Origin of the sequence: Streptomyces sp. NPDC019396 (assembly GCF_040632375.1) — a bacterium.
Classification (GTDB): domain Bacteria; phylum Actinomycetota; class Actinomycetes; order Streptomycetales; family Streptomycetaceae; genus Streptomyces.
Genome location: NZ_JBEYBS010000025.1, coordinates 71,338 through 84,707, shown reverse-complemented (window position 1 = coordinate 84,707; position 13,370 = coordinate 71,338). Strand labels below are relative to the sequence as shown.

Below are 13,370 nucleotides of genomic sequence, written 5' to 3'. Positions count from 1 at the left end.
CGCGCATGCTCCCGTGCCGGGGGGAGGCTCGCATCACCCTCCTGAGGTGAACCCGTCCCGTGGTGTCACAGCAGGTCCGCCTCGCGGGCGCGCCGTACCGCCTCGCTCCTGCGGGAGACGGACAGCTTGCGGTAGATGCTCTTCAGATGGGTCTTGACGGTGTTGACCGACAGATAGAGCTCGGCGGCGATCTCCTGGGTCGACATCATCTGCGCCACATACCGCAGGACCTCGCGCTCCCGTTCGCTGAGCTGCTCGAGGAGTGGCGGACGGCCGCCGCCTTCCTCGGGCCGCTCGTTCAGCCAGGGGTGCTCCGCCACGAGTGCGGGTGCCTGGGCGAGCAGATGCCGAAGCCAGGGGCCGGACTCGGCGAACGGCGCCCGCAGCAGCTGGGGGCGCGCGGCGTCGAGTGCCTGGCCGAGGAACACCATCGCGTGCGCGGTCGCCTCCTCCCGCAGCGCGGCATGGGCCTGGAGCAGTCGGGCGCGTACCCGGTCGGCGGGTCCGGGGGACGCGCCGTTGCCGAGCGGTGCGAGCAGCCGGCGCGCGTGCTCGCTGTCCCCGGCCGCCAGATGGACGGCAGCAGCCGCCAAGGCGTGGCCGGAACCGCCGTCGGCCGCTCCGTTGAGCGCCGCCAGAGCCGACGAGGCGTCGCCGCGGGCGAGATGCACGGTGCAGCGGGTCATGGTCACCCTGCGCGCGGCCTCAGCGCAGAGAGGCGTCGCCTTGCGGGGCGTGCCGTGGTCACTCGCACCGCTGTGGCCCACCGGCAGGCGCAGTGCGTCCAGTGCTTCGAGTGCCTGAGCGGTGCGACCCTGCGCCAGTGCCAGGCGGGCACGCAGCACCGCGGACTCGGCTGCGCCCAGCGGGTCGTGAGCAGCGCTGCGGGAGCTCGCAGAGGCGTCGATGTGGTGTTGGGCGCCGCGGAGGTCGCCCCGCTCCGATGCGACGGCGGCAAGGGCGAGATGGCAGAGCCCGGTGCGGTGGCCGTCGGGGATTCCGGCTTCGTCGGCGATGCGCAGCCCTTCACCGGCGTGTGCCTCGGCCTCGCGCAGCATGCCGTCGACGGCCTCGGTGAGGGCGAGTGCGCCCAGGCAGTGGTAGCGCACCGTGCGGGTCGTCTCATCACCCGCGACCTCCAGGGTCGCAGCGAAGGCTTCCCGGGCCTCGGTGCGCCGGCCCTCGGCAAGGAGCGCCTGGGCACTGCCGTAGCGGCAGAGGGACTCGATCTCGGGATGCTGCTCCAGTCGGGCCACGGGCACCTGTGCCATGAGGGCCCTTACCTGGCTGTCGCCGTCCCGGACCGTGCCCGTGTCACTGAGCAGACGCAGAAGTGCGTGGGTGAGACGCCGTTCGGGTGACGTCGGCGGTCCTTCGGGTCCCGTGGCTGCTGCCGGTGCGGCACCGTTTCCCGCCTCCTCCCCCGCACGGCCGAGCTGTCTGCGGCTCTCCTCGGCGTCGTGGCGAAGCAGCGCGACGGCGGACGCGACCAGGGCGGTTGCGGTACCGGGAGCCTCGGCGGGCATGGTCCGGAACAGGCACTCGAGGCCGTGGCTGTCCGGTCCGGTGAGGAGTCGTCCGATCGCCAGCCGGTCGACGAGGAGTTCCGCGGCGTACTGCCACTCCCCCGCCTCGGCGGCGTGTTCGAGCGCCTCGGCCAGCCGGCCGTCCGCGGCGAACCACTGCGCCGCGCGCCGGTGCAGGTCAGGTCCCAGCTCGGGGGCGCGGTCGTGCAGATGGGCACGGAGCACCTCGGCGAACAGCGGATGGCCGCGGTACCAGGCGGTGTCACCGATGGGTTCGATGAAGGCGTTCTCGCGGGCGAGCCGGGACAGCACGGCCGCGCCGTCGGCGCGTCCGGTCAGTGCGTCGGCGAGGGCCGGATGGATGTGCGTGAGGATGCTGGTGCGCATGAGCAGGTCCTGGACGGAGGCGGCCTGGGCTTCCAGGACTTCGGCCGTCAGATAGTCGGCGACGGCGTTGGGCGAGGTGGCGAAGGACCGGGCGAAGTGCTCGGCGTCATCGGCCCCCTGCATCGCCAGCGCGCACAGCCGCAGCCCCGCGGCCCAGCCCTCGGTCCGCCGGGTGAGCACTCCGACGCTCTCCTGCGAGGGCGTCAGTCCGTGCTGCTTCAGCAGTTGCGACGTCTCCCGCGGTGTGAAGGCCAGTTCGGCGCGGCGGATCTCGCAGATCCTGCCCTCGGCGCGGTAGCGGTGCAGCGGCAGCGCCGGGTCGACCCGGCCGATGAGCACCATCCTCAGGGCGGGTCCGGCGTGGGCCAGGACGAATTCGAGGTCCGCCGCCACCTGCCGGTCGGTGGCGCGCTCGATGCCGTCGAGCACCAGGACGACCGGCCCGGGGAGCCCGGCCAGCACGGAGGCGAGCCGGACGATCAGGGAACGGTCCACGGTGTCGGCGCGTGAGGGGGTGCCGATGCCGGGCAGCGGCACCTGGTGGTAGCGGAACGCCCCGATGACGTACGTCCAGAACGCGCCGGGAGCGTTCTCCTCGTTCTCCACCGTGAGCCAGACGACGGGACCGGGAGAGCCCCCGCCGCCCTGCCAGGATGCGGCGAGGGTGGTCTTTCCCGCACCGGCCGGACCGCTGATCACGGTCAGCGGGCCCCTGGTTCCTTCGGTGAGCCCGTCCAGGAGGCGTTTCCTGGCCACGAAGCCCGGCGGTACGGCGGGTACCGCGAACTTCGAGGCCAGCAGTGGATCGCCGCCCGGATCCGGCTGGGAGTCCTCGGCCATGGCTTCTACCGTCGTACGGTCCCGTCTTCCGGAGCACTGACGTGACCATGATCCCAGCGCCCCGGCAAGATCGCCATTGATCGTCGGCGGCACCCCCTGGGAGCCGCAGCGGAGGCGGCGCGGTGCGGCCCGTAGTGCAATGTCCTTGGGGTGGTCGGGGTGCGGGATTCGGAAGCCTGACCGGAGGTGTCATGGGCCGGAACGAGGGCCAGCTGCTCCGTTTGCAGCGCTGGACAGCGCGGTTCGCGATCGTGGCCGCCCTCACGGCGGTGGCGCTCTTCGTCCTCGTCGCCGGGCTGCGGGGCATCGCGCTGGTGGCCATCGTGGTGGTGGGCACGGCGGTGACCGCGGCCGCCCTGTGGTGGGCGCTGACCCGGCGTGGGCTGGTGCGGGTGTGCGCCATGGTGCTGGCCGTGGCGGCGCCGGTGGTGGTCATCTGGCTGGGGCTCACATCGGGGCTGTTGTGGCTGCTGGTGCTCTGCCTTGCGCTCGGGGCACTGGCGGCGACCGCCGGCTGGGAGGCGCTCGCCATGGACCCTGCCTCCGGAGCACAGCGCGCCGCCGAGACACCGCGCCCCGAACGACCGTTCCTGATCATGAACCCGCGCTCGGGCGGGGGCAAGGTCGAACGGTTCGGCCTGAAGGAGAAGGCGGAGGCCGCGGGCGCCCGGATCGCGCTGCTGGACCCGGCACGGCAGGTCGATGTGGCGGCCCTCGCCCGCCAGGCCGTGGCCGATGGCGCGGACCTGCTGGGAGTGGCCGGCGGGGACGGCACCCAGGCCCTGGTGGCGGGGATCGCGGCCGAACATGGCGTCCCCTTCCTCGTCGTGCCCGCGGGGACCCGCAACCACTTCGCGCTTGACCTCGGGCTGGACCGCAACGATCCCGCCGCGGCGCTGGACGCGCTGACGGATGGCGTGGAACTTCGGGTGGATCTGGGCTGCATCGGCGACCGGGTGTTCGTGAACAACGCGTCGTTCGGCGCGTATGCCGCGGTGGTGCAGAGCGATGCCTACCGCAACGACAAGGTGCGCACCACGCTCGACATGTTCCCCGACGTGCTCACGCACCGGGCCGGACCGCGGCTGACGGTACGGGCGCCGGGGAACACCGTCGACGCACCGCAGGCGGCCCTGGTGGGCAACAATCCCTACCGGGTGGGCGACCTGGCCGCGCTGGGGCGGCGGGACCGGCTGGACGGCGGACTGCTCGGCCTGATGTGCATCAAGGTCGACAGCGCCGCCGAGGCGGCGGATCTGCTGCGGGGGGAACGGGCGCCGGGTCTGACCGTGCTCACGGCTCCCGAGGTCGTCGTGGACGCCGACGCCCCGCGGATCGACGTCGGCCTCGACGGCGAGGCGCTCACCCTGCCGACACCGGTGCGCTGCACGATCCGGCCGCGTGCCCTGCGGGTGCGGGTGCCCCGCGCCCGGCCAGGCGTGCCCCGTGCCCGGCCGCGCCTGAACTGGCGGCGCATCGGGCTGCTGGCACTGGCGCGCTGAAGTGCTCCGCGCGCCCTTGCGCCTGCCTCTGCCCCTGGACGCAGACGTGCCCTGCGACCGGGTGGTCGCAGGGCACCTACGGCCGCAAACCGGCCTCAGCAGACGTCAGTCGCGAGCGGCCGCGCGGCGCTTGCGGGTCGCCACCATGATGCCGCCACCGGCGAGCACCGCGAGAGCCGCGGCACCGGCGATCACAGGCGTGGCGCTGGACCCACCGGTCTCCGCGAGACCACCCGGCGTCGTCTCGCTGGGCGTCGGAACCGGCGCGGCGGAGCTCGGCGGCTCGCTGGACGGGGTGTCCGACGGCTCGGGAGTGTCGGAGGGCTCCGGGGTGTCCGAGGGCTTGGGCGTCTCGGACTCGCAGACCGGGGCGGTCTTGGTCTCGTCGTGCGAGAACCGCTCGCCGTCGCCCGCCTTCACGACCAGGCGCACCTCGACCGCGGCCTTGTGGTCGGGCAGCTTGAGCGCCTCATGGAAGTTCGAGCCGAATTCCTTGGCGGGCAGCAGGTCCTTGCCGTCCACCGTTACCGTCACCGTGTTGGTGACGCTGTCCTCGTACGCCTTCAGGTCGACGGTGACCTCGGAGCAGGTCACCGTCCACACGGGGGTGTGGGCCGAAGCAGGGGTCGCGAACAGACCCATACCGACGAGCCCAGCGGCCGTGCCCGCTATGAGAGCGCCCGAGCGCTTCCACGCACGGGTTGGTACCTTCATCAATCCTCCACGCACTTTCAGTACTTCGTGGGTAGGTGCCGGGCACAGTACTCGCACAGCCGAACCATCCGCACCCCACCCCGCTCGATTGACCCGAGCGTTACCTGGAGTGTCCGATTCCGAATGGCCGGGCCGGAGGGGGTGGTTCCCACCTCCGGCCCGGCCGCGGCTCAGACGACGGCCCACGGCCGCCCATGGCCGTTGTGGGGCTTCGACGGGCGGGACGGATGGTGCGGACGGGACGGATGATGCGAACCACCACCCCCGTGTGCCGAGGTGGACACCGTCGCACCGGCTGTGGCTGTCGCCGTGCTGCCGTCGGGCGCGGTACCGGTGGCCGTCGCCGTGTTCCGCACCTTTCCGGCCCGGATGTCGCCCTTCTGGACGACGTAGGACGCCGTGCAGGTCATCGACTCACCAGGGGCGAGCTCGCTCCGGGGGCACGACACCGCCGGTGCGGGCCCCTGCCCGCTGAACCGGTGCTCGCTGACCGCCACGTCCGACAGGGGCACGCTTCCCGTGTTCTTGACGGTGAAGCGGTACTCGACCCGCGTGCCCGGACGGGTCACCTTGGCCGGCGAGGCTGTTTTGACCAGGGTGAGGGCGGCGACGGGGATGACGGTGGCGATGAACGTGGTGCCCGAAGTCGACGTCACCGGCGGGCCCGTGGGCGGCCTGCCGGAGGCGGTGGCTCCGTTGGTGACGGCACCGGCGCTGATGTCGGCCTGGGTCACCGTGTAGGTCGCCGTGCAGGTCAGCGAGGCCCCGGGCGCCAGAGAGGTGACCGGACACACTACCTGCGGGCGCTGTCCCGACCCGGTGAACGAGGGCTCGACGACCCCCACATCGGTCAGGCTCACACTACCGGTGTTGGTCACGACGAAGCGGTAGTCGACGCGCTGCCCGACGGCGGTGACCGTCGTCGGCTCCACCGACTTCACCAGCGAGAGCGCCGGCTTCTGCGCCGCGTCGACGGTCGCACTCGAGGTGGACGTGACGCTGGGACCGCCGTCGGGGGTGCCCGTGGCACGGGCGGTGTTGGTGACCGAGCGGGAGTTCATGTCGGTCTGCGTCACCACGTACGACGCGGTACACGTCATCGACGCACCCACGGCCAGCGATGCACCGGGGCATGACACCACCGGAGCCGTTCCCGAACCCGAGAACGCGATGTCGGCCACGGTGACGTCGTCCAGGGGCAGATTGCCGGTGTTGGAGACCACCAGCGTGTAGTCGACCCGCTGGCCGGCCTCCGTCACCTCTGCGGGCGACGCCGACTTCGCGAGCCGCAGTTCCGGATTGCGCCGCGGAGTGAACACGGCGGACGACTCGTTGGACTCCGCTCCCTGGCCCGCGGTGGACGTACCGCCGGCGACGGCGGTGTTGGTGATCTCCCCGGCCGCCACGTCAGCGGGCGTCACCGTGTACGTCGCCGTACAGGTCACCGCGCCGCCGGGCGCAAGAGCCCCGGACGGACAGGAGATCACCGGCGGGACACCGGTACCCGAGAAGGCCGTGTCACTCGCGGAGATGCCGGTCACCGTCACATTGCCCGTGTTGGTGACCAGATACGAGTACGTCAGCACCTCACCTGCACGGAACACACCACCGTCCCCGACCACCGTCTTCACCAGCGACAGCGCCGGATCCTGATGGGCCGTCACCGTCTCCTCCGCCGTCGCCGTCACCGCGGGACCCGAAGGCGGGGTGCCGGTGGCGGTGGCGCCGTTGGTCACGGCACCGGCGTTGATGTCGGCCTGGGTCGCCGTGTAGGTGGCCGTGCAGGTCTTCGACCGGCCGGGGGCGAGGGACCCCGGAGGGCAGGTGATGTTCGGGTCCGGGCCCGTTCCCGTGAACGCGGTCTCGTTCACCTGGACGTCGGTCAGCGTGACATTGCCGGTGTTGGTGACGACCAGCGTGTAGTCGATCTGCTGGCCGTCCGCGGTCACCGTGTCGGGAGAGGCCGTCTTCACCAGGGCGATGCCCGGTGCCTGCTGGGCGGTGACGGTCGCGCTGGACGGCGCAGTGGCCACGGCCGGACCGGTGGGCGGACGGGCCGTCGCACGAGCGGTGTTGGTCACCGAGCCCGCGTCGAAGTCCGCCTGGGTGACGGCGTAGGCGGCGGTGCAGGTGATCGAGACGCCGGGATTGAGGGTCGTGGTCGGGCACGAGACCTGAGGCGCCTGACCCGAGCCCGAGAAGTCGGTCTCGTGCACGGCCATCTGGGAGAGCGTCACATTGCCGGTGTTGGTGACGACGAAGGCGTAGGAGACGAGCTGGCCGACCGCGGTCACGGTCACCGGGTCCGCCGACTTCTCCAGGGACAGGGCCGGGTTGACCACAGGTGTGAAGACCGCCGACGCCTGGATCGACACCGGCGTACCGCTCGGTGGAGTGCCGGTCGCACGGGCCGTGTTGGTCACCGAGCCCGCATCGACGTCCTGCTGGGTGAGGGTATATGTCGCCGTGCAGACCATCGAATCACCCGGGGCCAGGGTCGTGCGCGGGCAGGACGGCTCTGGCGGCAGGCCTGACCCGGAGAAGGTGACATCCACGACGCCCACGGCGGACAGGGTCACGTTTCCGGTGTTGGTGACCCGGTACGAGTACGTCAGCACCTCGCCGGTCCGGAACACACCGCCGTCCCCGACCACCGTCTTCACCAGCGACAGCGCCGGATTCTGGTCGGCGGTCACCGTCGTACTCGACGTCGCCGTCACCGCGGGACCCGACGGCGGGGTGCCCGTGGCCGTCGCTGTGTTCTCCACCTCTCCCGCGTTCACGTCCGTCTGCGTCACCGAGTACGTGGCGATGCAGTCCATCGTCTGACCGGGGGCGAGCGACCCTCCCGGGCAGGACACCGCCGGTGCCCCGCCCGAACCCGAGAACGCGGTCTCGGCCACCGTCACACCGGTCAGCGTGACATTCCCGGTGTTCCTCACCGTGTGCGTGTACGTCACCAGCTGCCCGGCGGCCGTCACGGACTCCGGGTCGGGAGACTTCAGCAGCGTCAGCGCGGGATTCCGCTCGGCGGTCACCGTCGCGCCGGACGTGGAGGTCACCTCGGGTCCGCCGGGCGGAGTGCCCGTGGCACGGGCGGTGTTGGTGACCGAGCCGGAGTTCATGTCGGTCTGCGTCACCACGTACGACGCGGTACACGTCATCGACGCACCCACCGCGAGCGACGTGGTGGGACAGGACACCGCCGGTGCCCCGCCCGAACCCGAGAACGCGATGTCGGCCACGGTGACGTCGTCCAGGGGCAGATTGCCGGTGTTGGAGACCACCAGCGTGTAGTCGACCCGCTGGCCCGCCTGCGTCACCACGTTGGGTGAAACCGTCTTGACCAGCCGGATCTCCGGCCTGCGCGCCGGGGTGAACACCGCCGACGACTCGTTCGACGTCACCGTCTGCCCGGAGGGAGGGGTTCCGGTGGCGGCGGCGGTGTTGGTGATCTCCCCGGCCGCCACGTCAGCGGGCGTCACCGTGTACGTCGCCGTACAGGTCACCGCGCCGCCGGGCGCAAGAGCCCCGGACGGACAGGAGATCACCGGCGGGACACCGGTACCCGAGAAGGCCGTGTCACTCGCGGAGATGCCGGTCACCGTCACATTGCCCGTGTTGGTGACCAGATACGAGTACGTCAGCACCTCACCTGCACGGAACACACCACCGTCCCCGACCACCGTCCCCGACCACCGTCTTCACCAGCGACAGCGCCGGATCCTGATGGGCCGTCACCGTCTCCTCCGCCGTCGCCGTCACCGCGGGACCCGACGGTGGAGTGCCGGTGGCCGTCGCTGTGTTCCCCACGTCTCCCGCGTTCACATCCGTCTGCGTCACCGAGTACGTGGCGATGCAGTCCATGGAGGCGCCCGGGGCGAGAGTCGTGTCAGGACACGACACCACCGGATCCCCGCCCGAACCCGAGAACGCGGTCTCGACCACCGTCACACCGGTCAGCGTGACATTCCCGGTGTTCCTCACCGTGTGCGTGTACGTCACCAGCTGCCCGGCGGCCGTGACCGACTGCGGCACGGCCGACTTCGTGAGCGTCAGCGCGGGGGCGGGGGCGTCGGGGGTGTTGGTGAAGGTGCAGAGGACGCGCGGGCTGTTCCCTCCCGGTGCGGTGTCGGGGAAGTGCAGAGTGAAGGACGTGGCGGCGCCGGAGGACACCGGTGCGTTGCCGTTGGAGGTGTCGACACACGCGTAGGTCGTCGTGTAGTTGGCGAGGTTGCCGCCGGACGCGGCGTGCTCGGTGAGGGTGTACGTGGTGTTCGCCACCCCGACGACCGGCCCGGCCGTCACCGGCTGCACTCCGGTCGTGTTGCCGGTCGTGGTGGCGGTGTTGCCTTCGCGGATGCCGCCGCCGGTGATCGACAGTTCGAACTGGTCGTTCGACGTGGTCGATTCCATGAACCGCCCGACGATGTTCTTCGCCAGGGTCAGCGTCGGGTTGGTCGAGCAGGCACCGAGGTCCACGGAGACGAACGCCTGGTCCGACAGTCGCTTCGGCTGGCCGATGAGTTGCCCGTTGTTCGGGTTGACTGCCTGGAGGAAGGTCACGGCGGACGGAGGGACGGTGCTGTACTCGATGAAGAGCTTGCCCGCGTTGTCGAAGGCGATCCCGTTGTACTGACGCTGCTGCGGATTGTCGATGTGCGTCAGCACGGTCATGGAGAGCGGAGTGCCGGTGGCGGAGCCGGTCGTGGGCAGCGGCCCGTCCACGACGCCGATCGCCGCGTCGTTGACGCCGTTGGCGGAGGTGACGATGTAGAGGTTGCCCGCCGCGTCGAAGGCGATGTCGCCGTTGGCGCCCGCGACGCTGGTGGTGGGTAGGTCGAAGGTGGCGATCACACCCGGGATCGCCGTGTGGGTCGTGGTGTCGAAGCCGTAGACCTTGGCCTTGCCGGGCGCGGAGGCGGGATTGAAGGCGGCGTAGTAGTAGATGCCGCTGGACGGGTCGATGGCGCCGGCCACCACGACCACGCCATTGCCGGGTGTCGTCCCGGAGTAGGTGGTCCAGGTGTCACTGTCCGCGTCATAGCCGTGGACGACGATCGAGGACGGCCCACCGGTCCGGTCGACGACATACGCCCCTGTGCCTCCCGGGAGGATGCCGAGCGCGTTGGTCATGCCTCCTTGCGGGATCTTGCTGACCACGGTGGTGGTCACGGAGGGCGTGGGTCCCGCGAGGGTGCTGGTGTCCAGCGCGAGCAGAGTGCCGAAGTCCGAGGCGCTGGCACCGTTCTGGACCGCGTAGATCCGCTCGCCCGTGCAGCTCAGCGGGGCGGCCGCCGCCATGGCCGACCCGGCGGCCATGTACGGGTCCTCGTTCCGGTGCGGTACGGCACCCGGCTCGGCGTTCGCGGCCGCGAGGGGAACGGCGTGGACCGGGCCCAGCAGCAGCAAGGCACCCAACACACCGGTCCTGCAGCGCCTGGCTACCCCAGGGGGTCTGAATACGGACAAGGAGAACTCCCTGGAGTGATAACAGAATGCGAAATTGCCCGGCCAATACATCACAAGCAGAGATAGCCCATGCAAAATGCATAGCCGCATTCTGAATCACTGCGAAACTATCAGCCGAAAGGCCGAAGTCCGCACGAGAGTTACGCTAATCGTATCCTTTTACCTGGGTGCGCTCGAAGCCGTTCCCACGGCACGGCCCGGCGGGGTGAACGGCGCGCGGCGTCAGCGAGCGTCGCCCTTCTCCCGCCGCTGCTTGCCGCCGAACGTCAGCCCGCTTCCGGTGAGGTCGGCGCGGATTCCCTCGGGCTCCACCGCGATACCACGAAGGCGTATGTCACCCGTCGCGGCCTTCGGCAGCTCAAAGGAGAGCGACAGGCTTTCCGAAATCTGCGGCGGCTTCAGTTTCAGCAGTGAGCCGATCAGCTTGGGGTCGATTCCGGCCTTTTCCAGCAGCCAGGGATGGTCGATGACCACATCGACGAGGTTGACCTTCATCAGCTGCCTCAGAAAGCGGGGCGAGCCGGTGAGTTCGCTCAGCTCCGCCTCACTGCGCAGGGCACGCTCGATCTGCGCGCGGGGAATGCCGAGACGCTCGGCCACCACGGGCAGCGCCAGCAGGGCCTTGGCGCGGGCCGCCTCACGGCTGATGCGCTCCGCGGCTTCGGCGTGGAGGCGCAGGCCGGAGCGCTTCGGGTCCTTTCCGGGGCGGTAGGTGAAAAGACCGGGCACATCGAGGCGCATGTCCTCGACCGTGGTGGACACGGCCCGGTCTCCGTCCTGGCGGATGTACGCCTGCGCCCGCAGACTGACATCCCGCCCGGCGACCGGCAGCGATCCGGCGATCCGGATGCCACCGGAGCCGGTCTCGGTGAACCTCACTCGCGATGCGCCGAGTTCACGGTTCAGATCGTCGAAGGAGAGCAGGACATCGCCGTCCATGCGGTCGACGACCGCGCCCTCGACGGCGGTCGGCAGATCTCCGACGATCCGGATGTCCTCTGCCGTGGCGTGCACCTCGGCGATCGAGATCTTGTCGGCCGCCACGTCCGGGACGGTCACATCGGCCCTGTCGATCCGCTGGCGCAGGACCTGGGTGAGAAACGGAAAGCCCTTGATGTCGACCTCGGGCCGGGCTCCCCCACCGAGCGACTGCTGGATCTTCTCCGCGGCCTTGTCCTCGGCGTAGGCCACCGACAGCCGGTCGCAGAGGACGAGGAGCATCCCGCACACCACGGCGGCGACGGCGAGCTTGAACACTACCGGCACGGCCGCGAGCCGGCTCCGGCCCCGGTGGTTGGGAGGTGTCCACTCCTCCTCGTCGCCCTCGTGCGGGCGGATTCCCGGCGCGGCGGGAGTCACTCGACCGCGATACGGCAGCTGCTCGTCCAACTCGGGCTCCGGGTCGGCCAGTTGAGCGAGCTCTTCATACGGGTTGCGGGGATGCGCGGTAATGCGTGTGGGGGGTCGCATCAGCTCATCCCATCATGCGCACCGCCCTCGAACGCAACTTCAGATGATGTGATCTCCGCTTCGCCGCCCGCAGGGTCACGGTTCACTCGATGCCGCGGCCCCTGCGGAACCGCTCCAGCCCGGCGTCCAGGGCGACCATCCGCTCGGGGTAGTCGTACCCCGCCCGCTCATCGGCCGGCAGCTTCCACGGTTCGTGTACGGCAGGGCCTTCGATTCCGGCGAGTTCGGGTACCCAGCGGCGCACATAGGCGCCGTCGGGGTCGAAGCGCCTGGCCTGCCGCAGCGGGTTGAGCACCCTGTTCGGCCGGGTGTCCGTACCGGTGCCCGCCACCCACTGCCAGTTGAGCTGGTTGTTCGCGAGATCCCCGTCGACCAGCAGGTCGAGGAAGTGCGCCGCGCCGACCCGCCAGTCCACGTACAGGGTCTTGGTGAGAAAGCTCGCGGTCAGCAGCCTCCCGCGGTTGTGCATCCACCCTTCGTGGCGCAGCTGGCGCATGGCCGCGTCGATCACCGGGTAGCCGGTCCGGCCCTCCCTCCACGCCTGTGTCTCCTCCTCGGCACTGCTCCCCGAGCGCCAGTGGTCGTGCCGGGTCCGGTAGTCATGGGCGGCGGTGAGCGGCCGCGCGTCGAGCACCTGCTGGTGGAAGTCCCGCCAGCACAGCTGCCGTACAAACGCTTCCGCGCCCTCGCCCCCGGCGCTGCGGGCCCGGTGCACGAGCTCGGCCGGTGAAAGCGTGCCGAAGTGCAGATGCGGCGACAGCCGGGAGGTCGCGTCACCCGCGAGATCGTCATGCGTCTCGGCGTAGCGCGAGACCCCACTCCGCAGCCATGCGTTCTGGAGTTCGCGCGCCTCCTCCTCGCCACCGCGGGCCAGCCCCGGGGAGACCCCCTCGACGTCCTCGCGTGAGGGGACGGCGTCCGAACCGACGGCCCGGGGCACGCGCAGCGCCCTGGGGGCGCCGAGGGTGCCCCGGATCTCCTGCTGCGACCAGCGGCGGAAGTACGGCGTGAAGACGGCGAAGTGGTCCGAGCCCGACGGCACGACGGCACCGGCGCCGAGCGCGCTGACGACCGCGTCGTGGACGACCAGCCGGAGCCCCTGCCGCTCCAGCTCCCTGCGGAGCCGGGCCTCGCGGGCGTGCGCGTAGCCGCTGGCACCGGCCGCCATGTGCACCTCGCGGGCCTCCGCCTCGCGCGCCACCGCACAGACCGCCTCGAGGACCTCACCCGAGCGCACCACAAGCCGACCGCCGCGCTCGCGCAGCCCGCGGTCGAGGTCCGTCAGGCAGTCGGCGAGGAACGCCTGGCGGTTGGGGGCGCAGAAGCGCAGCGCTTCGATGGTGCGGTCGCGTACGAACAGCGGCACCACTTCGTCGCAGGAAGAGGCGGCCGCGCGCAGAGGCGGGTGGTCGTGGAGGCGCAGGTCGGCGGTGAAGAGGACGACCGCGGCGGTCATGAG

Annotated in this window: 7 protein-coding genes; 1 reads left to right on the top strand and 6 read right to left on the bottom strand. The window is 70.9% G+C overall.

The window, feature by feature from the left end:
• Positions 1-65: 65 nt before the first annotated feature.
• A complete protein-coding gene (locus ABZ532_RS25685; protein ID WP_361288274.1) occupies positions 66-2,753 on the bottom strand; it encodes a LuxR C-terminal-related transcriptional regulator in 2,688 nt (895 codons plus the stop codon).
• A 191-nt stretch (positions 2,754-2,944) separates the two neighbouring features.
• On the opposite strand from ABZ532_RS25685, the gene ABZ532_RS25680 reads away from it, so the two are divergent.
• Entirely contained in the window at positions 2,945-4,255 is a 1,311-nt protein-coding gene (locus tag ABZ532_RS25680) for a diacylglycerol kinase family protein (RefSeq protein ID WP_361288271.1), read from the top strand.
• 105 nt (positions 4,256-4,360) lie between these two features.
• On the opposite strand, the gene ABZ532_RS25675 is transcribed toward ABZ532_RS25680, so the two are convergent.
• The 5 genes from ABZ532_RS25675 to ABZ532_RS25655 form a co-directional block, all read right to left on the bottom strand.
• Positions 4,361-4,969 (bottom strand): LAETG motif-containing sortase-dependent surface protein, encoded by a 609-nt coding sequence (locus tag ABZ532_RS25675; protein WP_361288268.1) that lies wholly within the window; start codon positions 4,967-4,969, stop codon positions 4,361-4,363.
• Between the two features lie 170 nt (positions 4,970-5,139).
• The gene (locus tag ABZ532_RS25670; RefSeq protein WP_361288265.1) at positions 5,140-8,637 is read right to left on the bottom strand and encodes a hypothetical protein; all 3,498 of its coding nucleotides are present in this window, start codon (positions 8,635-8,637) and stop codon (positions 5,140-5,142) included.
• Positions 8,621-10,390, bottom strand: a complete 1,770-nt coding sequence (locus ABZ532_RS25665; RefSeq protein ID WP_361288262.1) for a hypothetical protein — start codon at positions 10,388-10,390, stop codon at positions 8,621-8,623. Before ABZ532_RS25665 ends, ABZ532_RS25670 begins: the two co-directional genes overlap by 17 nt.
• 273 nt (positions 10,391-10,663) lie before the next feature.
• A complete protein-coding gene (locus ABZ532_RS25660; RefSeq protein ID WP_361288259.1) occupies positions 10,664-11,911 on the bottom strand; it encodes a DUF2993 domain-containing protein in 1,248 nt (415 codons plus the stop codon).
• Positions 11,912-11,993: 82 nt separating this feature from the next.
• Complete coding sequence (locus tag ABZ532_RS25655) at positions 11,994-13,367, bottom strand: deoxyribodipyrimidine photo-lyase (protein ID WP_361288256.1); 1,374 nt, start codon at positions 13,365-13,367, stop codon at positions 11,994-11,996.
• Positions 13,368-13,370: the final 3 nt, after the last annotated feature.

What these genes read in the sequence shown, in the direction of transcription:
- ABZ532_RS25685 (WP_361288274.1), bottom strand. Translation starts at nt 2,753, where the DNA reads ATGGCCGAGGACTCCCAGCCGGATCCGGGCGGCGATCCACTGCTGGCC.
- ABZ532_RS25680 (WP_361288271.1), top strand. Translation starts at nt 2,945, where the DNA reads ATGGGCCGGAACGAGGGCCAGCTGCTCCGTTTGCAGCGCTGGACAGCG.
- ABZ532_RS25675 (WP_361288268.1), bottom strand. Translation starts at nt 4,969, where the DNA reads ATGAAGGTACCAACCCGTGCGTGGAAGCGCTCGGGCGCTCTCATAGCG.
- ABZ532_RS25660 (WP_361288259.1), bottom strand. Translation starts at nt 11,911, where the DNA reads ATGCGACCCCCCACACGCATTACCGCGCATCCCCGCAACCCGTATGAA.
- ABZ532_RS25655 (WP_361288256.1), bottom strand. Translation starts at nt 13,367, where the DNA reads ATGACCGCCGCGGTCGTCCTCTTCACCGCCGACCTGCGCCTCCACGAC.